Source organism: Thiocapsa sp. C2-2m, from assembly GCF_041903745.1.
In the GTDB taxonomy this organism is placed as follows: Bacteria; Pseudomonadota; Gammaproteobacteria; order Chromatiales; family Chromatiaceae; genus Thiocapsa; species Thiocapsa roseilacustris.
Genome location: NZ_JBBWVD010000022.1, coordinates 1 through 20,724 on the forward strand (window position 1 = coordinate 1; position 20,724 = coordinate 20,724).

The 20,724-nt window shown below is 66.7% G+C and carries 18 protein-coding genes and 2 pseudogenes; 9 read left to right on the forward strand and 11 right to left on the reverse strand.

Annotated elements, in window-relative coordinates; all coding sequences use genetic code 11:
* Positions 1-469: 469 nt before the first annotated feature.
* The 4 genes and pseudogenes from AADX97_RS17060 (at position 470) to AADX97_RS17075 (ending at position 3,469) form a co-directional block, all read left to right on the forward strand.
* Positions 470-943 (forward strand): annotated as a pseudogene (locus tag AADX97_RS17060) (glycosyltransferase).
* 896 nt (positions 944-1,839) lie between these two features.
* Positions 1,840-2,727, forward strand: coding sequence for a phosphoribulokinase (locus AADX97_RS17065; protein ID WP_374235987.1), 888 nt, complete (start codon positions 1,840-1,842; stop codon positions 2,725-2,727).
* Positions 2,728-2,942: 215 nt separating this feature from the next.
* Entirely contained in the window at positions 2,943-3,086 is a 144-nt protein-coding gene (locus tag AADX97_RS17070; protein ID WP_374235986.1) for a hypothetical protein, read from the forward strand.
* Positions 3,083-3,469, forward strand: a complete 387-nt coding sequence (locus AADX97_RS17075; protein WP_374235985.1) for a cytochrome c — start codon at positions 3,083-3,085, stop codon at positions 3,467-3,469. The genes AADX97_RS17070 and AADX97_RS17075 overlap by 4 nt, the downstream gene beginning before the upstream one ends.
* A gap of 81 nt (positions 3,470-3,550) precedes the next feature.
* On the opposite strand, the gene AADX97_RS17080 is transcribed toward AADX97_RS17075, so the two are convergent.
* Entirely contained in the window at positions 3,551-3,751 is a 201-nt protein-coding gene (locus AADX97_RS17080) for a hypothetical protein (protein WP_374235984.1), read from the reverse strand.
* Between the two features lie 356 nt (positions 3,752-4,107).
* Between AADX97_RS17080 and AADX97_RS17085 the strand changes: the two genes are divergently transcribed.
* Positions 4,108-4,458: a helix-turn-helix domain-containing protein gene (locus tag AADX97_RS17085; RefSeq protein WP_374235983.1), complete on the forward strand. Its 351-nt coding sequence runs from the start codon at positions 4,108-4,110 to the stop codon at positions 4,456-4,458.
* A gap of 831 nt (positions 4,459-5,289) precedes the next feature.
* Here the strand turns inward: AADX97_RS17085 and AADX97_RS17090 are convergent.
* From AADX97_RS17090 to AADX97_RS17130, 9 genes and pseudogenes are all read right to left on the reverse strand, one after another.
* Complete coding sequence (locus tag AADX97_RS17090; protein WP_374235982.1) at positions 5,290-7,227, reverse strand: BatD family protein; 1,938 nt, start codon at positions 7,225-7,227, stop codon at positions 5,290-5,292.
* Positions 7,228-7,341: 114 nt separating this feature from the next.
* Positions 7,342-9,375, reverse strand: coding sequence for a VWA domain-containing protein (locus AADX97_RS17095; protein WP_374235981.1), 2,034 nt, complete (start codon positions 9,373-9,375; stop codon positions 7,342-7,344).
* Positions 9,365-10,381, reverse strand: coding sequence for a VWA domain-containing protein (locus AADX97_RS17100; RefSeq protein ID WP_374235980.1), 1,017 nt, complete (start codon positions 10,379-10,381; stop codon positions 9,365-9,367). The genes AADX97_RS17095 and AADX97_RS17100 overlap by 11 nt, the downstream gene beginning before the upstream one ends.
* The gene (locus AADX97_RS17105) at positions 10,378-10,590 is read right to left on the reverse strand and encodes a hypothetical protein (RefSeq protein WP_374238965.1); all 213 of its coding nucleotides are present in this window, start codon (positions 10,588-10,590) and stop codon (positions 10,378-10,380) included. The genes AADX97_RS17100 and AADX97_RS17105 overlap by 4 nt, the downstream gene beginning before the upstream one ends.
* Before the next feature lie 123 nt (positions 10,591-10,713).
* Positions 10,714-11,232, reverse strand: a complete 519-nt coding sequence (locus AADX97_RS17110; protein ID WP_374235979.1) for a DUF4381 domain-containing protein — start codon at positions 11,230-11,232, stop codon at positions 10,714-10,716.
* Complete coding sequence (locus tag AADX97_RS17115; RefSeq protein ID WP_374235978.1) at positions 11,229-12,230, reverse strand: DUF58 domain-containing protein; 1,002 nt, start codon at positions 12,228-12,230, stop codon at positions 11,229-11,231. The genes AADX97_RS17110 and AADX97_RS17115 overlap by 4 nt, the downstream gene beginning before the upstream one ends.
* A gap of 12 nt (positions 12,231-12,242) precedes the next feature.
* The gene (locus AADX97_RS17120) at positions 12,243-13,346 is read right to left on the reverse strand and encodes an AAA family ATPase (RefSeq protein ID WP_374235977.1); all 1,104 of its coding nucleotides are present in this window, start codon (positions 13,344-13,346) and stop codon (positions 12,243-12,245) included.
* Positions 13,343-14,011: pseudogene (locus tag AADX97_RS17125) on the reverse strand (HAD hydrolase-like protein). Before AADX97_RS17125 ends, AADX97_RS17120 begins: the two are co-directional and overlap by 4 nt.
* A gap of 286 nt (positions 14,012-14,297) precedes the next feature.
* The gene (locus tag AADX97_RS17130) at positions 14,298-14,945 is read right to left on the reverse strand and encodes a CDGSH iron-sulfur domain-containing protein (RefSeq protein ID WP_374235976.1); all 648 of its coding nucleotides are present in this window, start codon (positions 14,943-14,945) and stop codon (positions 14,298-14,300) included.
* 390 nt (positions 14,946-15,335) lie between these two features.
* Between AADX97_RS17130 and nhaR the strand changes: the two genes are divergently transcribed.
* The 4 genes from nhaR to AADX97_RS17150 all read left to right on the forward strand — a co-directional run bounded on the left by nhaR (position 15,336) and on the right by AADX97_RS17150 (position 19,945).
* A complete protein-coding gene (gene nhaR, locus AADX97_RS17135) occupies positions 15,336-16,253 on the forward strand; it encodes a transcriptional activator NhaR (RefSeq protein ID WP_374235975.1) in 918 nt (305 codons plus the stop codon).
* A 220-nt stretch (positions 16,254-16,473) separates the two neighbouring features.
* Positions 16,474-16,839, forward strand: coding sequence for a low-complexity protein (locus AADX97_RS17140; protein WP_374235974.1), 366 nt, complete (start codon positions 16,474-16,476; stop codon positions 16,837-16,839).
* 800 nt (positions 16,840-17,639) lie between these two features.
* Positions 17,640-19,301 (forward strand): cation:proton antiporter, encoded by a 1,662-nt coding sequence (locus tag AADX97_RS17145; RefSeq protein ID WP_374235973.1) that lies wholly within the window; start codon positions 17,640-17,642, stop codon positions 19,299-19,301.
* Positions 19,302-19,507: 206 nt separating this feature from the next.
* On the forward strand, positions 19,508-19,945 hold the full coding sequence (locus AADX97_RS17150) for a CoA-binding protein (RefSeq protein ID WP_374235972.1): 438 nt from the start codon (positions 19,508-19,510) through the stop codon (positions 19,943-19,945).
* A gap of 230 nt (positions 19,946-20,175) precedes the next feature.
* Here the strand turns inward: AADX97_RS17150 and AADX97_RS17155 are convergent, their stop codons facing one another.
* A complete protein-coding gene (locus AADX97_RS17155) occupies positions 20,176-20,715 on the reverse strand; it encodes a helix-turn-helix domain-containing protein (protein ID WP_374235971.1) in 540 nt (179 codons plus the stop codon).
* Between the last annotated feature and the right edge of the window lie 9 nt (positions 20,716-20,724).

Sequence of the window (20,724 nt, forward strand, 5' to 3'; positions counted from 1 at the left end):
ACTGGAGGTGGAGGCGATCCGGCCCGATCGGTCGTTCCCGCGCAACATCAAGTCCACGAAGCCAAAACGCTTCCATCCCAACTACAAGCGCTGCCGCTAGGGCTTAACTTAATGGCATTGGGGGGAAACCGGGGACCTACCACGGTGATCGCGATCGGCGACGGCACCCGATCCGGCGACCTCTTTCTCAGGTCACTGGATCGAAAAGGCTGACGACAACCTCGGTCGACATCCGGCGCGCTCCATGCGGAGCGTGGGAGCGCGTTGGGGAGATCGGCGCCTCGGTCGACACCGTCGGGGAATACTTGCACGATCTCGGAGCGCGGGAGCGCGTCGGCAGTCTCTGCGTTTGGGAGTGAGCGCGTCTGACCCGGTTGCCGGCGCTCTCGCCGGCGCGGGGCGTGCGTTGACTGAAACCGAGCTTCGGCTCGGTTTTTTCGTTTTGGGCTTCGGTGTTTGGTCTACGCTGATGAAGATTTCGGTCATCACGGCCACCTGGAACGGCGTCGAGACGGTCGGCGATTGCTTGGCCTCGGTCGCCGGGCAATCCTATCCGGACCTTGAGCGCATCCTGATCGACGGCGGGAGCCGGGACGGGACGCTGGAGGTCCTGCAGGCCCATCGCGAGCGGCTTGCGGTGCTCGTGAGCGAGCCGGACGGGGGGATCTAGGATGCGCTGAACAAGGGCCTCGCGCGGGCGACCGGGGAGGTGGCGGGTCTGCTGCATGCCGACGATGTCTATGCCGACGGGGAGGTGCTCGCGCGGGTGGCCGTGGCCTTCGCGGATCCGGCGGTGGAGGCGGTCTACGGCGACTTGGTGTACGTGGCGCGGGAGGACACCGGGCGGGATCCGCGATTGGCGCTCCGGGGCGTTTCAGCCGGCGCGGCTGCGTCTGGACTGGATGCCGCCGCATCCGACGCTGTATCTGCGCCGCGCGCTTGACGGGCGCTTTAACCTCGAGCGGCACGTGCCCGGACCACCGGCCGGGTGAGTACGGCCACCTTCCCTGATGGGTTGCAGTCGTCCTCTTCAGCCGCGCAGACCGCCAGCAGGGCCGATTTCAACGCGACGTCCCCGGAAACAGCACGATCTCCGGGTCCGCCGACTTCAGTCGGCACGGAGCCCGGGCGAGCGGGCCGATCCGTCACGCCCGGACCGCTCGTCACACGCGCCGACTGAAGTCGGCGTACCCGGCGTGCGGCCGGAATCTCGCGCCCGATCGGGAACCCCACGAGGCTTGAACGAAAGGATGTCCAAGGCCGTCTGCTGCGCGGACCATCCGTCCTCAAGCGCCCCGATTCGACACGTTGAGTGTTCATCAAACCGGGGACGTACCACGGTCATCGCGATCGACAACGAATCGGCCTCGCCTGCTTCCGAGCGATCTGCTTGGGGCCGGCGCATCCCTGATTCGATGTCGGCGCCGACGCTGCCCGCTCTCCCACTTGCTGACGGTCGGCGCCGAGCGCCGTACCGCCTCGCCCAGGGCGATGCGCGTCAGACCGCGGGCCAGCGGAGGCTTGATCGAGGCATCGAATCCGCCATCCATCGCCATCACCGAAGGCTGGCGGTCGGGTCGCGTGCCGCGAGCTCTCCAAGTTCGTGATCTGCTCCGGTCGTTGATCCCACACCCGACGGATTCGGCTGGCTGCTGCTCGGCCTGCCCGGAGGGACAGCTGGCGATGCGGGACGCCTTCTTCGCGCGTCGTGAATGCACCCACCGCCGCGAGAACGCAGCGCCATCAAGCCGAACCGACCACATTCAAAAACATTGACCAAGACAATAATGTGTATTAGTAGAGCGAGGGCACAGATCGATTCGAGGTTTGGAGGACACGATGTCGAGGAAACATCCCATCATTGCGGTGACCGGCTCCTCCGGGGCCGGAACCAGCACGGTCAAGAATGCGCTGGAGCACATCTTCAAACGCGTCGGTGCGAGGGCGGCCTTCATTGAGGGCGATAGCTTCCACCGCTACGATCGCGCAACCATGAAGGAGGAGCTGGCTCGCGCCAAGGAGAGCGGCAGCAACCTGAGTCACTTCGGCCCCGAGGGGAATCTGTTCGACAAGCAGCTGGAGCTGTTTCGGAGCTACGGCCAAACCGGCACAGGGATGCGCCGGTTCTACGTGCACAACGAGGAGGAGGCAGCGCGCCACGAGTGCGAACCGGGCACCTTCACGGAATGGGATCCGATCCCGCCGGATACCGACCTGCTGTTCTACGAGGGGCTGCACGGTGGAGTCGTGGACGGTGACATCGACCTGGCGGCGGAGGCGGACTTGCTGATCGGCGTGTGTCCCACCATCAACCTGGAGTGGGTGCAGAAGATTCATCGAGATACCCGCGAGCGCGGCTACAAGCCCGACGACGTCAAGGACGTGATCTATCGGCGCATGTACGACTACATGCACTACATCCTGCCGCAGTTCTCCAAGACACACATCAATTTTCAGCGCATACCGGTGACGGATACCTCAAACCCGTTTTGCGTGTCGCACATTCCGACCGCCGAGGAGAGCCTGGTGCTGATCCATTTCCTGAAGCCCAAGCCGAGCGTCGACTACAAGATCAAACTCAAGGGGCTCATCGACGGCTCAATGATCACCGGCTTCAACACCCTGGTGATCCCCGGCGGCAAGATGATGTATGCGATGGAGTTGATTCTGACCGAGCGCATCCTGGAGTTGATGAAGCGGCGCGGTCATCTGGATGACGCTGATTGACGTCGGGCCGATGGGGGGCGTGCGGCCGCTGCAGCCAACTATGCCATGCAGCGGTTGGTCGAATTGTTGGGGGACACCGCGGCGCCCGCGCCGGAGGATGAAGTGCTCGCGCGGTAGGCGCGACGTTTTGGCCTCCTCGCCGAGGACGGGCGCTATCACGGCGGTTCGGCACGCGGCTATCGGGTTCCGCCGGGGGCGGTGGGTCAGCCGGGCGAGTGGTCCGCGCCGTTCCCGCCCGATGTGGTCTGGTCTTCGCGGGTGAGCACGTCAGTGCGCTGCCGGCCTGGATCGAGGGTGCGGTCCAGTCCGCGCACGCCGGCGTGGCCCTGCTGCAACAGCGTTGGGAGTCACCCGCATGAGGATCCGACACCGATCGTCCATAGGCGCGTTCGTCGCCCTGCTGTGGAGCGGTGCGCTGATGGGCGATGAGCCGGAGCGTCTGCATGACGCGCTTTGCGCGGCCTGCCACGGGCAACGCGGGGCGCCGCTCGACATGGTGCTGTATCCACCCTTGTACGACAATCCGCGCATCGCGGCCGGTGGTCCGATCCTCGTTGCCAACAAGATGCTGCGGGGTGCCGGGAACATGTATCCCCTCGCCCATCTGCTCGGCGACGCCGAGGTCGTGGCGCTGGCCAACCATCTGGCGATTGCCAACGGCAGTCGGGCGCCGGCGCTGAGCGCCGCTCAGGTCACGGCCCTGCGCCCGGCACCGGACGACGCGCCGGTACCCGCCGAGTGAGCGGCGCAAGCTCCCGGTCGTCTCGGCCCCAACGCCGTTGTGCTGATCCGGCGAAGCCCGGCCCCGTGCCGGCGCGCTCGGTCACGCGACCTCGATCACCGGACCCCCGTCGGTCCACCAGCCGCGCCGCTCCGGGAGCAGGACCGCGAAGAGTCCTCCGCCGTGAACGGCGGTGGCCGAGACGCAGACCCGCCGCGGTGCGAAGAAGAACGGCTGTCCGCGCAGATGCATGTGGCTGCTCACCACGAGCCGCTCCCACGTCGGATCATGTTGCAGCGCCAAGCGCTTGTCGCGCAAGGGGCGGGCATGAAGGCAGGTTCCGCGGGGCGGTCCGCGCGGGCGGCACGCCGCGCAGGTTGCACTCGGGTTGCAAGCGACGCATGCGGGAGCGAGGTGGCCCCCCTGGCAGGTTCGTTACTACAAGCGCACTCCGGATTCGGGGTGGATCTGCCATCAGGCTTGGGCGTTACCCGGTTCCTGATCGCCCGGCGTCTGTCGCGATTGCATCACGACGGGGCCACTGGCCCCGTTGTTCGTTGCAATGGTCGTGACGTCGGGTACGCCCAAGAAGTGCGCCGGACGGCTTTGAGCCGCGCCAACTTCTTGCCGGATCACCTAGCATGTACCATATATAATACATGACATTCGGAATCTACATCCGCGAGCAGCGCGAAGCCCGGCGCGTCGCCGACAAGGCGTACTCGCTGCGGCAGGTCGCCCAGCGCATCGGCGTGGAGCCGGCGTACCTGAGCAAGGTCGAACGCGGCGAGGTGGCGCCACCGTCCGAGGCGACGATTCGCAAGCTCGCCGTGGACTTCGACGAGGACGTGGATGTTCTGCTGGCGATGGCGGGAAAGGTCTCGTCGGATCTGCAAGCCATCATCCGGGCGCGCCCTCGGCTGTTCGCGGAGGTTCTACGCCAGCTGCGCGAGTGTCCGGACGATGCGATCCTGCGGGTGGTGCGGGAAGTCAGAGACGGTGAGTGGTAGATCAATCAAGGGAGCACACACATGATCGAGATCAAGAACGACAGACTCGACTTCAGCTTTCCGCAGGTCCATCCCGAGGCGGGTTGCCGGATCGATTTCCAGCGCACCCTGCGGATCCCCGACGACAACCGCGACTACCCGCTGCCGCCGGGCTTGGGGCCGTTTCCGCTGCAGCACGTGGATGACTTCAAGGACGCGGTTCCCGCGGACTGGATCCGCCATGGCGGCGTCTTTCTGCCGGTGTATCAGGCGCGGATTACACGCGAGCCGGCTTACCGTGGTTCGAGTATTGCGATACCGAGCGCGAAGCCTTGGAGGGCGCAGCGAAGCTGGCTGGCCTGGACAGTGTGGCAGCGATGTCGATCAAGAAGGGGGCCGGGGTTATTGCGGACAACGGGCCGATCGGGACGCCGAAGGTCAAGCCGCTCGGGCCAGCGGGTGCGGTGCGCGAGGGTGAGTTTTGAGGGTGACCGTGTCACGGCAGGGATCCACGATGCCCGGTCGGGCTGGGGGCGTCGACTGGATTCTCGGAGTGATCCAGGCGGACGAAGCTCCCGGCCCGTGCCGTCACCCCAGTAGCGACCACATGACCGTCGCCACGCGCTCCTACATGGCCTCGGTCAAGGCGCGCCCGCTCGGCAGATGGAATCTCCTTCGCGCCAACCGGTGGGCGACCGGAGGAGCATCACGGGGAGCCGTTGGGCACGCTGCGCTTTGCCCAACCGACCTGGTCTGTGCTCTACCGGTGCAGGAGCCGGGGAGTCGGAGCGGGGAGGATAGGTTTCGCTGCGCTCTACCCATTTTACGTGTGTGATGAAGAGTCGAGGCGGATTAGATCCGGCGCGGATACAGCTCCGGCAGGGCCGCCGAGGGATTGGATGCGGCTTCACCCTCGTTGCGGGATAGGCAAGGCGCGAGGACCTGCCAGGTGCCGACACCATCCCATGTCGCCTCGCCCCCTGAGCCGACGCCAATGCCCGCGCCCAAGGTGCCCGCATAGAGTGCTCGGTCGAGCTGCGCCAGGATCTCGGCCGCCGCGGCATCGTCCAGCCGCCGGGCCAAGGCGCCGAGCCCCGCCGGAGCCTGCCCGGCCCAACGGACCCGACCCCAATCGAGCAAGGCCGTGCGCGCACCGCGGGCGTCGTTGGTCAGGCAGGCTTGCTCGACGCGGCGGCGCGCCTCACGCAGCGCCTGCGGCGAAGCGCGGGGCTCGACTCGATCGGGGGTCTCGCGACGGCGCGATCCGCGTTTGAGCCAGACAAGGGCTGCGAGCCAACCGAGGCCAATGAGGCCGAGCGCGGACACCCCGAGGCCGATCGGACCGGCGATCGCCCGACGCACCCAGTCCTCTGCCTTGGACGCCAGTGTGCCGGAATGTCGAGGCTCGGCGTCCGCGTCGACGGGATCCGGCACGGCGGCCGTGTCCTCCGACGCCGACTTGCCCGCGCCCGCGAACGCCCCGGTCGACCCGCCGCCCGGGGTCCCGGCGGAAGCTGCGGCCACCTCCAGGGTCCGCGCGGGCACGATCGCGACCCGCTCGCGATCCTCGCGCGTATCCCACCAGGGGACACGTACCTCGGGAAGGGTCACAGGCCCAGGGCGGGTCGGCACGAAGGCCACCTCGAAGCTCCTGATTCCGACCGGCGCACCGACGCCGGGTAGATCCTCCGCGCTGGTCTGACCGGGGTAGATCTGCGCGCCGTCCGGCGGATCGACCACGAGCGGCGGCAGCTGGGCCGCGGTGGCGCCGCGCGCGATGACCGTCAGAACACGGGTCACCGGCTCGCCGACCTGGAATCGCGGCGACCCGGGGATCCACTCGTCCGAGATCTCGACGGACTCCGCAGGCAACCAGGGCGAGCTCGAACCGGGCGGCTGCGCACGGACCTGGATCTCGAGATCGGGCGCCCGTTCGACGACCCGTCGTCCGCTGGTCGTCATCCCCGACAGCCCCGCGAAGGGTCCGGCGCCGAACAGCGCATCGAAATCGTCGACCGGACGGCGTCCGGCCGGCCGCGGCGCCGGCATGATCGCCTCCAGTCGGGGACCGCGAATGACGAGGGGCCCGCTCTGCAGCGGCACGACGAGGAAGCGTCGCTCGATCACTTGATAACGCTGGCCGTCGATGACCTCGACCGAGGTGCGATCCTCGCCGTCGCGCTCGAGGGTCGCACCCTCCGCCTGCGGCTCGGAGAGGACCGCCCGCTGAGGTGCCTCGCGCTCGCGGTAGAGCACTTGAACCCGATAGTGAAACGCCTGCTGCACGTAGGGCGTGGAGGTGTCTGTCTCGGTCCGCACGAAGATCGGCTTCGGGCCGGCAGAGGGGTCAGCGGACGAGGCGTCCTCGACGACCTCGACCGTGAGCGGCTCGCTACGCGCATCGCCCCACGCCAGCGCTGGGATCTCCAATCGACCCGATCGCTTGGGGGCAAGCTCGATGCGCCAATCGCGCGTGTGCGACACGGCGCCGTTCAGAACGCTCATGCGCTCGCTCTGGCTGCGACTCAGGATGTCGAAATCCGTCTCCAGAACCTGGACCTCGGGCTCTCCGGAGAGTCGACCGTCGCCGAGAAGCTGCAGGACCAGGGTCTCGTTCGCGGCGATGCGGTCGCGATCGATCTCGGCGCGAAACCCGTCGGAGACTGTTCCTTGGGCGAGCACCGGCGCAACGACCGTTAGGCCGGTCAACACCGGAGCCGCCAACAGCGTGACGGCATAGAGCATCGTGAGCAGGACGGCAAGCAGCGGGCGCCGATGCCGCGTGCCCATCGCGTCGTGCGCTCGTCGAGAAGAGGTCCGGTCGAGACGATTCAATTCATACATCCTGGATCAAGGTCGACGCATGCGTGCGTGCCGAGGTGTCGTTGTCGCGGATGACGCGGCTCAGGGCAAGCGCCCCTCGCGACGCAGATGTTGAAGGAGAAACCGCTGTCGCAGCAAACCGCCCGGGTCGTCCGGGACTCGGCGCAACTGCGCCTCCATCGCCTGCTCGCGTTCCAGAGCAGCCGGGCTCACATCTGGGCTCAACACGTCCGACGGGACGCTGTCCGATGGCGCGGGCTCGTCGTTAGCCGGATCGGATGCCCCGTCCGCGTGATGCGCCGCTCCGCCGGGCTCATCCTCCGGCAGCGAAACATCCTCGGTCTCGACGATGTCCTCCGGACCGATGTCGTCGGAGTCACCGGTCGGCCCGGACTTTCCGCTCGATGCGGGTCCGGTCTCGGAGCGGTTCGGCGATGCCTGATCGGATGACGCGTCGGCGCCTGGCTCGGCTTCGGCATCCGAGCCGTCGTGCTCGGCCGTATCGGATGAGGGTTCGGATGTCGGCTCGGCGCCTTCTTTGCCTTCGCCCACCTGTTCGCCCGAGTCCTCGGGGCTCTCGGTCGGGTCGGCTTGCGCGTCGCCGCTGCCCGGCGCGTCGGACGGATCTCCCCCGCCGCCCGAGGGCTCGTTTCCCGAGGGGCCTTGCGACCCGTCCGCGGGGTCGCCGTCGGCGCCCTCGCCACCCTCGCCCGATTCGCCGCCCTCGGACGATTCCGGCGGCTGGTCCCGCAGCGCCTCGAGCAGCTCCAGGTTGTGACGCGCATCCGCATGCTCTGCATCGCGCTCCAACACGCGCGCGTAGGCGGCGATGGCCTCGTCGAGCCGTCCGAGGCGTGCCAGTGCATTGCCGCGGTTGTAGTCCACATCCGGATCCGGCACGTCGGACAAGGCCGCGAGTGCACGCTCGTAATCGCCGGCCCGATAGCTGGCGGCGGCCCGCCACGCCGGATCCCGAAACAGCTCGGCCGCCTCGGCGTTCGCGCCGGCGTCGAATTGTCTGGCGGCCTGCTGATCGGCCCGGAACCAGAAGTCGGACCAATCTAAGGCCCATCCGGGGGACGGCGGCAGGATCATGATGCAGGCGAAGATGGACAACAGCCAACCGCGCCGGAAGGCCAAGGCGGCGAAGGGCAAGATCGCGAGCAACAACCAGGGGCCTTCCTCGCGCCATTGATCGGATAGGAGCGACGGCTCCTCGGTCATCTCCGCATCCATCGAGCCGAGGGCCATGAGTGCGCGGGTGTCCGCGTCGCCGGCGTCTGACTCGACATAACGGCCGTTGCCGAGCCGGGCCAGCTCGCGCAGCTCGGACTCGGGCAGGCGCGCGATGCGGACCCCGCCGTCGCGGTGGGGCTCGAAACCGCGCGTCCCGTCCGAGGCCAGGGGCACGGGCGCTCCCTCGGAGGTGCCGACCGCAAGCACCGAGACGCGATGTCCGCCGGTCGCCAACGTCTGCACGGCGAGCCGGGCCGCGGCCATGTCGCCGACCCCGTCGGTCACCAGGACGATATCGCCGCGGTGGGCGGAGGCACGGCCCAGAAGCTCGCCGGCCGCACTCAAGGCCCGTGCGGTATCGCGCGCACCGGGCACCGGGATGAGGTCGGTCGTGAGTTGCGGCACCTGGACCGAGATGGTCGCGGCATCCTGCGTCAGCGGCGAGACCACGAAGGGCTCCGGACCGAAGGCGAGCAGCGCGACCTGGCCTTCCTCCGATGCCTTGAGCAGATCCATGACCTCGAATCGGGCACGTGTCAAACGGGATGGCCGCAGGTCGGCCGCGTTCATGCTCGGTGAGAGATCGAGCAGGATCACCCGCGCCGCACTGGTCCCGTAGACGGGCTGGGCGACACGCTCCCAGGCCGGTCCGGCCAGCGCCAGCGTCGCCAGGAGCCAACCGAAACCCAAGAGCCACAGCGGCAGACGCCGCGGTGCATGGTCGGCGCCCACCAGGAGATGCGGCAGCAGATGGGCATCGACCAAGCGACGCCACACCAGCGCTCCGGCAGGCCGTCGCCACAGCAGCACGAGGAGGATCACCGCCGGGATCAGGGCCAGCAGCCAGACCGGACGCAGAAGCTGCAGCTCAGGCCACACGACGGCGTGCCCCCGCGGAGAGTAGCGGCGCGGCCGCCAAGCCTAGGCTCAGGAGCAGCGCACCGGCCGCCGGCCACATGTAGAGCGAGCGCCGCGGCGTGAGCGAGCGCTCGTCGCGCTCGCTCGGCTCGAGTCGATCGAGCTCGGCGTAGATCTCTTCGAGCTGCTCGCGGGCATGGGCCGAGAAGAAGCGACCGCCGGTCATCTCGGCGATGCGCTGGAGGGTCGCCGGATCGAAATCGCTGCCCGCGCGCGACGGAACGCCGCCGAAGGGCGAGCGCGACTGCGCCATCCCGCCGCCGATTCCGCCGCCGATCCCGATGGTGTAGACGCGCACGCCCGCCTGAGCCGCCAGCTCCGCGGCCGCGAGCGGCTCGATGTGTCCGGCGTTGTTGGCGCCGTCGGTCATGAGGATGACGACGCGATTGTCCTCCGGCTGGTCGCGCAGATGCTTGACCGCCAGGGCAAGGGCATCGCCGACTGCGGTCTCGCGCCCGGCCAGTCCGACGACCGCCTCGCTGAGCATGGTTCCGACCGTGGTGCGATCGAATGTGAGCGGCGTCATCAGATAGCCCCTGGAGCCGAAGAGGATAAGTCCGAGACGGTCCTGCTCGCGCCGCCCGATGAATCGCTCCGCGACCGCCTTCACGAGTGCGATGCGCGAGACCATGCGGTTGTTCAGCTCGTAGTCGGCCACCTCCATGCTCCCGGAGATGTCGAGCGCGATCATCAGATCGCGACCCGAGACCGGGAGTCTGACGGGCTCCCCGACCCATTCGGGACGCGCCGCGGCGAGCACCAGCAAGACCCAGGCGATCAAGGCGAGAATCAGGCGCGGACTCAGCGAGCCGGAGCCTCGGGTACCGCGCGCGACCTCCGATGCGAGGTCCGGCTCCAGGGGGAAGAGCAGGGCCGCGCCCTGCTCGTCGCGGGCGCGCGGGAGCCAGGTCGCCAAGAGCGGGAGAGGGAGGGCGAGGAGGGCTAGGGGCCAAGCCAGCGTGATCATGCTGAAACGCGCTCGGCGGGTCTTTGGAAGGTCATCGCATGTCCTTGAAGTCGAAGCGACATCTCGGCCTTGGAGCGGCGCGTTTCAGAAGGTTTTAGGAACGATTCGAGAACAGCAGGAACAGGTAGGTTGGGCAAAGCGCAGCGTGCCCAACCCGCGCCGGCATTACAGGGAGCTGAAACGCGCTCGGCGGATCTTTGAATGGTCATGGCATGGCCTCGATGTCGCGCGACATGTCCGCCTCGGAAAGGCGCGTTTCAGAAGAGCTTAGGAACGGTTCGCGATTTAGTTGAACAAGTCCATTGTCGCGTGCAGATCTGCTGTCGTTGTCGTTACGACAACGACAACGATCGTGTGTGGGCGTGCCGACGGTTGGCGCGGATCCAGATCTCAGCCAAATCAGCGAGCGCATCGGGATTCGGCGGTGGATCGCCGGCGCGGGTCGCGCCGTATACCAGGTCGGCGAGTGCCCGACCCGGTCCGCGACGAAAGTCCTCCCCGCCGCCGGTCGCATCCAGGAAGGCGAGCCAGGCATCCCCGGTAAGTCCGGCAACCTGCTCGCGCGGGAAGCGTGCGAGGGCGAGCCGGCGAAGCAGTCGCGAGAGTGCAGCGACGAAGGCGCGGGTGTCGCCGTCGGCCCGGACAGCCGCCCGCAGCGCGGCGAGCTCGCGCAGGGCCGATCGGGCGGCGGCACCACTTCGGTGATGCCGGCGCCAGCGCACGCCGGCCACCCAAAGCAGAACCGCCAGAAGCACGGCGGCAGAGATCCACCAACCGGGGGCCGGCGGCCACCATTGGATGGGATCCGGCAGATGCCAGTCGCGCAGTTGCGCCAACGGATCGGCGTTCACGCGAAGCCCCCCGCGGCGGGCAAGCGCCCTCGCCCGCCGAGACCGAGCGCCAGCGCGGGACCGACCGGGACATCGGCGGTCAGACGCAGCAGATGGGCGCGGTTGCGCCGCGCCAGCCGCTCGAGGGCGTCCATTCGGACGCGGAACAGGTCCTCGTACGCCTCGCGGCTTCCGGAGCGGGTCAGATCGAGTAGGCCGCGCCGGCGCCCGTCGGTCACGGGATAGCGTCCGGACGGCGGCGCCTGGATCTCGATGCTGTCGTGGACCGGCAGGAGGATGACCTCGCAGCCGGCGGCCAGCTCGGTCATCCAGCGTGTTTGCGCGCGCAGTATGTCGGCGAAATCGCTGATCACGGCGACCAAGCTGCCGGGGCGGACCAGCCTAACGAGGTGTCCCGCGGCGTCCCCGAGCGAGGCGTAGCCGCCGGCTGGGCCGCAGGACTCGGCGTCGGCGGAGAAGGCGGGCGCCGGACTCGCCAGACGGTCGAGGAGCGGCAGGAGTCCCGCGGCACGCGAGGCCGGGCGGCGCTCCAGATGCCGGGTCTCGTCGAAGACCAGACCGCCGACCCGATCGCCGCGATCCACCGCGGCCCAGCCGAGCAGCGCGGCCGCACGCGCGGCGACGACGGACTTGAAGGCGATGCGGGTGCCGAAGCGCATGGACGGTCCCTGGTCGATCAGCAGCCAGACCGGGCGCTCGCGCTCCTCTCGGAAGAGTTTGACGTGCGGACGGCCGGCCCGGGCCGTGACACGCCAGTCCATGTTGCGCGGGTCGTCGCCGGGCTGATAGACGCGCGATTCGTCGAATTCCATCCCGCGCCCGCGAAAGCGCGCCACATGGCCGCCGGTGCGTGTCGCCAGGACTCGGCCGCGTGGTGCGAGATCAAGCCGACGCGCCTGCTCGCGCAGGGCGATCAGCTCGGTCAGCTTGGGGAGGACGCCCTCGGTCCGCGCGTGAGGATCCTTGGCGCCATTCCCGCTCGAGGGGATCGATCGCATTCCAACCACCGCCTAAGGTGCCGGAACGCGCGCGAGCAGTGCCTCGATGAAGTCGTCCGGCCGGCGGCCTTCCGCCTCCATCTCGTAGGACAGGAGCACGCGATGACGCAGGACATCGGGGGCGAGCGACTGGATGTCCTCGGGCGAGACGAAGCTGCGCCCGTTCAGCCAGGCCAGCGCGCGCGAGCAGCGGTCCAAGGCGATTGTCGCGCGCGGGCTCGCGCCGAAACGCAGCCACCCGGCCAGGTCCTGGGAATAGGCCTCGGGCTTGCGGGTCGCCATCACCAGATGGACCAGATAATCCTCGACCTCGGGGGCCATGTAGAGATCGAGAATGGCGTGCCGGGCGGCAAAGACGCTGGCCTGACTCAGGACAACGCCCGGAGACGCCGCACGATCCCGCCGGGCCTCCTCGCGATTGAGCCGCAGGATGGCGCGCTCGGTCTGGATATCCGGATAGTCAACCCGGACATGCATCAGGAAGCGATCGAGCTGCGCCTCGGGCAGCGGATAGGTGCCTTCCTGCTCGATCGGGTTTTGGGTCGCCATGACCAGAAAGAGCCGCGGCAACAGGTAGGTTTCGCGCCCGACGGTGACCTGACGCTCGCCCATCGCCTCCAGGAGGGCGGACTGCACCTTGGCCGGCGCGCGGTTGACCTCGTCGGCGAGCAGCAGGTTGTGAAAGATGGGGCCGCGGTCGAACCGAAAGGTCCCGTCTTGGGGGCGATAGACCTCGGTCCCGGTCAGGTCCGCCGGCAGGAGATCCGGGGTGAACTGGATGCGATGGAAATCGCCCTCTAGCCCGGCGGCAAGCTCCTTCACGGCCGTGGTCTTGGCCAGCCCCGGGGCTCCCTCGACCAACAGATGGCCGTCGGCAAGCAGCGCGATGAGCAGCCGATCGATCAGGCCCTGCTGACCGAGGATGGTTTCGCCGAACTGCTGTCGCAGTGCGGAAAATTCTGTCGCGAGTGAATCGGGCGAGGTGTCGGCAACAGTGAAACCAGTGTTGGACGCGACCGTCGTTGCGGCATTGCGTTGCGAGGCGGTGATCTGATCCAAGGTCGTCGATTCCTCCATCGTGGTGTCGTAGCGGACGCCATCGGCCGGTGCCGTCATGCGTCTCTTATGTTGCCTGCGCTCCGGTTGCCGGGGTCAGTCACGGCGTCGATCGAGAGCAGATCGCGCGGATGACGGCACTGAAAGTCGGGGCCCGCGGCGGCCAGACTCTCCAAGGGCGTATAGCCCCACGCCACCGCGGCGAAGCGGACCCGCGCATCGCGCGCCGCATCGAGATCGCGCAGCTCGTCGCCCACATAGACCAGACGCCCGGGGTCGATCCCCTGCACCCGGGCCTGCCGGCGCAACGCACCGGCCTTGCCGAAAAGACCGGTTCCGCCGATCACAGCATCGAGACCGGGCAGCCGATGCCGTCGGACATACTCGTGCACGCTCGCCCGTGCGTTCGACGACAGGATACCCAACCGATGCCCGCGTTGCAGCAGCGTCTCCAACACCTCGCCGACACCCTCGATCGGAGCCGTCTCCATCAGATCGGCACGCATGGCACGGCGCATCCGTGTCGCCAGTTGCGGCAGACGGTACATGGGCACACCAAGGGCATGCACCACCTCGAGCGCGTGCATCCCCCTGAGTCGCTCAAGTCACTCCCGACTCAGTTGCGCGCACCCGAACTCCGGGCCGACCTGCCGGAAGGCCGTGAAGGCGGCCTCGAGACTGTCGACAAGGGTACCGTCGAAATCGAACAGGATGTGAACCGACATCGGCCCTCGTTAAACTGCGTCCCGCGGCTTATGCGCTGTTTTCCAGTAAGGTTAGCTTATCGCTCGACCTGACCCCTTCGGAGGGGCGTAGGTTGTGCCGAGCCGCGCGAGGCACAACCAACCCTCGGCGGGAGTTGTGCTTCCTATCGTCAGCACAACCTACGGCAGTTGAGGTTCTCTTATTTCCGCTCCTGAACTGCGTCTCACCGCCGCCGTTGGCCGCGATACGATAAAGCAAATCGACACGCTACCCCTGTCGCTCTGGACGCGGTTCAGCGGACTCGGGTCATCCTTTGAAGCCTACCTTCTTATGGGTCCCGTCGCAGAACGGCTTGTTCTTCGAGGCCCCGCAGCGACACAGAAACGCCTTGTCGCCCTGCCAGGCGAGCCGACCGCTACCGGCGTGGATGCTCAGATTTCCGGTCAGGACCAAAGGACCATCGGGCCGCATCTCCACGCCGAGCTTGCCGCCCGTCGCGGTGAGCCCCGGCCCTTTCTTGCCCACGGCGCCATAGTCTTCGAACCTGGCCTCGACATGACTGTTGTCGCAGAACGGCTTGTTCTTGGACGCCCCGCACCGACAGAGCGCCGCGCGGAAACGCACGCCGGGCATATCGTCTCCGGCGCCTTCGATCTCCAGGTCGCCGGTGAGATAGAGCGGGCCGTTGCAGGCGACGGTCAGGCTGTTCTCCGCAGGCGCGGACTCGGGAGCACCGGCCTTGTCGGTGTAGGTCAAGGCACCGCTCGGACAGCGCTCGACGATCTCCCGGACCTCCGCCTTCGACACCAGGTCCGGCATGCACCAGGGTTGACGGTCGGCCACGAAGAGGTCTCCCTCTGAGTAACCGCATTCGCCGACGTGGATGCAGAGCCGTCCGTCGAAGCGGACGTCGATCTCATTCCCCGCGAAGTCTAATTGTCGTTTCTTGCTCATGCGTGCCTCGATGGAATCGGCCGGGACCCCGGAGCGCGCTGTTCCGGGACGATCCGCCGACAGTGTGGTTTGGATGGGAGCTTAGGCCGGAAGAGCATCGCGTCCCGATGATTCGCAAGCGAGCGGCTGCTGCCGTTTTTGTTCTCCAGATAGTGTGGGGGTCGGTCCGCGAACAGGCAACGCCCTCAGCACGGGACGGACTCGGGTCGCTTGAACGCTTTACGCGGTCGCGGATCGGATCCGCAAAAACGGCTTTCGGGTTATGATCCCGAGCGATCCGGTCACAGCTTGCGCAGGTTCATCCGCCATAGACATCGCCGAGACCGCCCACCAGCGATACCTCGGCCCGGATCCATCACATTCCACACCAATCGCACGGATCCGCCCCCGATGCCGAACCTGAACATGAAGCACCTGCGCTACTTCTGGGCCGTGGCGACGCACGGGTCCATTGCCCGCGCCTCGGAGGTCCTGCACCTCACGCCCCAGACGATCAGCGGGCAGCTGCGCGAGCTCGAGGAGCAGATCGGGACGAAGCTGTTCGGCAAATCCGGACGCAACCTCGCGTTGACCGAAAGCGGCCAGGTGGTGTTCTCCTATGCCGACGAGATCTTCAGGCTGACGGGCGAGCTGCAGGACGTGGTGTCGGGCCGCCCGCCGGCCTCCGGCATCACCTTCAGGGTCGGAATCGCCATGGTGGTGCCCAAACTGCTCGCCTATCGCGTTCTGGCACCCGCGCTGGCGCTCCCGGAGCCGGTGCGCCTGGTCTGTCACGAGGCACCCCTGACCGACCTCTTGGCCGATCTCTCGGTACACAAGCTCGATCTGGTTCTCGCCGACAGCCCGGTGAATCCGGCACTCAACATCCGCGCCTACAACCATGTCTTAGGCGAATCCGGGATTAGCTTCTTCGCGGTCCCGGAGCTCGCAGCACGCCATCGCAACGACTTTCCGCGCTCGCTCGACAACGCACCGATGCTGATGCCGACGGGCTCGAGCTCGCTCTATCGCGCACTCGGGCATTGGTTCGACCGACACGACGTGAAGCCGCGCGTCGTCGCGGAGTTCGAGGACCGCGCACTCATGAAGGCCTTCGGCGAGGCCGGGGTCGGGATCTTCACGACACCGACCGCGGTGGAGCAGGACATTCTTGCCAAGTACGGGGTCGCGCTGATCGCCAGGGTCGACGAGATCAAGGAGCGCTACTACGCCATCTCGGCCGAGCGCCACATCAAGCACCCGGCGGTCTCGACCATCACGGAGTCGGCGCGGCATGACCTCTTTGCCCCCTTTGCCCCGCGGGGGTGACGGTCTTCGACGAAGGCGATCCGCGTCGACGGCTTCGCGAGCGGCGAGAACGCGTATCCGAGCCCCGAAAGCGCAGACGCGGGGCAAGAAAACTGCGATGAGCAGGATCCCTGTCGGAGGGTAGGGCCGAATGCCCGGACTCCGGTCGACGCACCCGGATTGAACCCCCGGAGATTCCGAGGTATCAAAGCCGAGCGAAATGCTGCGATACTAGCGACGGATGTCCGATTCCGGACGAAGCCCCCGCATCGATCAACACGAGGACGAGACCATGAACACGAAAACCATCACGCCCGCCGCTGCCTTGGTCGGCGCCGCCATCGTCGGCAGCCTTGGCACCTTCGGCCTTGCCCAAGCCGCCGGCAACCCGTTCGCCGCTCAGCCGCTGGATACCGGCTATATGCAGATCGCCGGTGCCGACACCGAAGGCAAGTGCGGCGAAGGCAAATGCGGCGGCACCAAGGATGCGGAAGGCAAATGCGGGGAAGGCAAATGCGGTGGCGACAAAGGCACCGAAGGCAAGTGCGGCGAAGGCAAATGCGGCGCCGACAAGGGCAAGGACAGCGCATCCGGCAGCGCCACCTGATACGACCTCGCCGGCGGCCATGAACCCGGCACCCTAGCCCGTTCATGGCGCCGGTCTCGGAACGCGGCGCCCCTGACTTCAGCGCCGCGGCCGAGCGGCTCCCGGGACGTCGTCCTCTTCAAGGAAGGGTGCACGAATGAGTCAAACGAGTCCCTTAATCCGTTCAGCACCGTTGTCGTTGTCGTTGTCGAGACGATCTCAGAACCCCGAATTCTCTCGCCCCTCGTAGCTTCGCTGCCCAAGCTTGGTGGTTTCGTGCGCCCAAGCGACGTCATGGACCAAAACCCGTGGTAGACATCGAGTTGCTCGTGGGCGAAATGCATCGATTCTCCGATTACGACAACCACAACGATCGCGTCCGTCGTTCAACTTAGGCGAATTCCGGAAACCCGCATACCAAGGGCGTAGGTTGTGCCGAGCCGTGCGAGGCACAACTAACTGTCGGCGCAAGTTGTGCCTCCTATCGTCAGCACAACTTACGGGTAGGGAATTTTGCGGAAATCGCCTTACTTCTCGACTCGTGACAACGTAATTTCCGGTGAAGGAACGATCGGTGGGTCGGGATGCCTATTCCCGGAAATCACCTTGGAGTCCAGACCGCCTAGGAGGATGGGATCGGAAGGGGCGCCGATGTCGAAATCCTTCGCGCCATACGGCGTTCTGCGCTGAAAGGATCACCCGTTCTGAAGTAAACTCGCGGACGGGTGTGGTTGAACGGTATCCGAAGCTCGACCGGCGCGACGCCCTTCACATCGACGGATCAAACGGGGGTGATCGATGAGTGCGGCAGATCGAGCGGCGTGATTACGATAACCGACGCCTTTGCGGAGCTTGCCGTCCTCTTGGTGATCGCGGCCGTTGCAGGCGCGATCGCGGTGCGACTGAAACAGCCCCTGCTGATTGCCTACATCGTCGTCGGCATTGCGGTCGGACCGGCGGGATTCGCGTTGGTCCAATCCCACGACCAGATCGAGGTGCTCGCGCAGGTCGGCGTGGCGGTGCTCTTGTTCGTCGTGGGGCTCAAGCTGGACCTCACCCGGGTGCGCGACATCGGCCCGGTCGCCTTGGCTACCGGACTAGGCCAGCTAGCCTTCACGATCGTCTTCGGCTTTCTGATGATCCTGGCCTTGGGCAAAGGACTGGTCGAAGCACTCTATGTCGCGGTCGCGCTGACCTTCTCGAGCACCATCATCATCGTCAAGCTGCTCTCCGACAAGGGCGAGCTCGACGCGCTGCACGGTCGCATCGCGATCGGTTTCCTGATCGTGCAGGATATCGCCGTGGTGCTGGCGATGATGGCGATGAGCGCGCTCGGTACGGGCGGCGACGCGTCGGCTTGGGCTGTCGCGATCTCGCTGGTGGGGCGCATCACGGCCGCGGCTGTGCTGATGTTCGTGCTGATGCGCTACGTGCTCCCGGATCTCCTGCATCGCATCGCGCGCTCGCAGGAGCTGCTCCTGATCTTCGCCATCGCGTGGGGCACCGGGCTCGCGGCACTCGGCGAGTGGGTTGGTTTCTCCAAGGAAGCAGGGGCCTTCCTGGCCGGTTTCTCATTGGCATCGACCGCCTATCGCGAGGTGATCAGCGCGCGCCTGACGGGCATCCGCGACTTTCTGCTATTGTTCTTCTTTATTCATCTCGGTTCCGAGCTGGACCTCTCGACCCTCGGTGCCGAGGTTTGGCCCGCGATCTGGTTATCGCTGTTCGTGCTCATCGGCAATCCGTTGATCGTGATGGCCATCATGGGCGCGATGGGCTATCGCAAGCGGACGGGATTTCTGGCGGGCCTGACGGTCGCCCAGATCAGCGAGTTCTCGATCGTCTTCGTGGCGATGGGCATCACCCTGGGCCATGTCGGGGTCGATGCGCTCGGGCTGACGACCTTGGTCGGGCTGATCACCATCACGCTGTCGACCTATATGATACTGTACTCGCACCCGCTGTACCGCACACTCGCGCCTCTGCTCGGGTTGTTCGAGCGACGCCACCCATACCGAGAGCTCGGCGGGGAAAATGCCACTGCGGACGAGGCACAGCCGGAGGTGCTGGTGATCGGTCTCGGCCGCTACGGACTGCGCTTGGCGCGACGCCTGCGCGACGAGGGCCTGCAGGTAATCGGTGTGGATTGTGATCCCGACGTCGTGCGGCGACTGTCCGACGCCGGCTTGAACGTCCGCTTCGGCGATGGCCACGACGCGGCCTTCCTGGATAGTCTCCCCATGGATGGACTGCGCTGGGCCATCAGCACCCTGCCGGACCTGGATTCAAACCGCGTCCTGCTCTATGCACTGGCCGAGCGTCGTTTCTCGGGGGAGATCGCCGTCGTCGCCCGCGACGATGCGCAGGGCGCACAGCTCTGGCAGGTCGGCGCGCCCGTGATTCTGTACCCCTTCCGCGATGCGGTGGACTTCGCCGCGGACAACATTATGGCCATCATGCGCCGCCACGGCCAGGCCACTTGATCGCGAACCTCCGACATCGCAGTCCTCGCGCGACGCCCTCGGCGATCCTTCGCTCGCTCGACCGTTCAGCGCATCGGCTCCCGGGATGCCGGTGAGCTCCTACAGGAAATGCCGCCACTTTAGAACGCACGCCAGCTCGAACGCATGGCGCTCTCGACCCCGGGCACTCGTGCCCCAGTCACCCATTGAACCGGAATCTCGACCTCATGGCCTCGAACTACGAAGACTTCTTTACCCTCGGCCGCTTCGGCGTCGTCGGACACACTACAGCCAAGCCCTTTCCGCTCCTCAGCTATCGGCGGCTGAAGGCGATGGGCAAGACCGTCTATCCGATCGACCCCAGCACCATGCTCGTCGACCGTGATCCCGCGTATCCCACGCTCGCGTCCTTACCCCAACCCGTGGATGGTCTGATCATCGAGGTACCGAAGGCGGAAACCGCAGGATGGGTTGCCGCGGCCGCGGATGCCGGGATCGGCCATGTCTGGATCCACATGGCCCACGAGACCCCGGAGGCGACGGCACTCGCCGCGGAGAAAGGCATCAACCTGCGCACCGGGACCTGTGCCGTCATGTATCTGAATCCCGGACCGTCCGTTCACGGCATCCACAAGCTCGTCATGAAGCTGACCGGGAGGTATTGACGCGCGGCCTGCGGCCGTTCAGCCAGTACAACAGGTTGCCGGGCATCAGTGGCGATAGGTCCGCGAGAATAACGCGCGAAGACTTTAGGCGATTTTCGCAAAATTCCATACCCGTAGGTTGTGCTGACGATCGGAGGCACAACTTGCGCCGACGGTTGTTTGTGCCTCGCACGGCTCGACACAACCTACGCCCTGCTCCATCAGCGGGCGGTGGAGGGCAGGTCGACCGTCTAGATGACGAACGCCCCCGCCGGTGGCTCGACCGTCTCGAGCCGCACCCCGGCCGGGGTGGACCGCCAGATGCCGGCGACTTTCCAGCCAGCCTGCTCCAACACCGGCAAGACTCCGCTCTGCTGCCAGGATGCAGAATCTCCGAGGTACCCATGCACCGGCACCAGAATCCGACCGGCGCCGGCGGTAGCGGCAAACGCCAACCCGAACGCACAACACAGAGCCAGCCACCACCGACCACACCACCGATTCATACCGCGTCCTCCGGGTTGCTCAACCAGCCGACGCCTGCGCTCTCGACGCTGCTGCGGTTGCCGACCGTCAGGAACACCGACGGTCGACCTGTGAGGGCCGAAGTGAGGGCGAAATGGTGAGGTCTTGCCGGCATCGGAGCGCTCGAACCGGCGCACGGCGCGACTGACGGTCGAATAATGCACGCCGAAATGTTCGGCGATCTCCTGCATCGTGTAGGCGCCGCTCGAGAAGGCCCGCGCCATCGCCTCATGCCGCATCGCGTATTCATCGCCGAACGCCGACAAGGGTTTCGC

Coding starts and splice junctions, on each gene's coding strand:
- AADX97_RS17065 (WP_374235987.1), top strand. CDS start 1,840: ATGTCGAGGAAACATCCCATCATTGCGGTGACCGGCTCCTCCGGGGCC.
- AADX97_RS17075 (WP_374235985.1), top strand. CDS start 3,083: ATGAGGATCCGACACCGATCGTCCATAGGCGCGTTCGTCGCCCTGCTG.
- AADX97_RS17085 (WP_374235983.1), top strand. CDS start 4,108: ATGACATTCGGAATCTACATCCGCGAGCAGCGCGAAGCCCGGCGCGTC.
- AADX97_RS17090 (WP_374235982.1), bottom strand. CDS start 7,227: ATGGGCACGCGGCATCGGCGCCCGCTGCTTGCCGTCCTGCTCACGATG.
- AADX97_RS17100 (WP_374235980.1), bottom strand. CDS start 10,381: ATGATCACGCTGGCTTGGCCCCTAGCCCTCCTCGCCCTCCCTCTCCCG.
- AADX97_RS17105 (WP_374238965.1), bottom strand. CDS start 10,590: ATGACCATTCAAAGATCCGCCGAGCGCGTTTCAGCTCCCTGTAATGCC.
- AADX97_RS17115 (WP_374235978.1), bottom strand. CDS start 12,230: ATGCGATCGATCCCCTCGAGCGGGAATGGCGCCAAGGATCCTCACGCG.
- AADX97_RS17120 (WP_374235977.1), bottom strand. CDS start 13,346: ATGACGGCACCGGCCGATGGCGTCCGCTACGACACCACGATGGAGGAA.
- AADX97_RS17130 (WP_374235976.1), bottom strand. CDS start 14,945: ATGAGCAAGAAACGACAATTAGACTTCGCGGGGAATGAGATCGACGTC.
- nhaR (WP_374235975.1), top strand. CDS start 15,336: ATGCCGAACCTGAACATGAAGCACCTGCGCTACTTCTGGGCCGTGGCG.
- AADX97_RS17140 (WP_374235974.1), top strand. CDS start 16,474: ATGTCCGATTCCGGACGAAGCCCCCGCATCGATCAACACGAGGACGAG.
- AADX97_RS17150 (WP_374235972.1), top strand. CDS start 19,508: ATGGCCTCGAACTACGAAGACTTCTTTACCCTCGGCCGCTTCGGCGTC.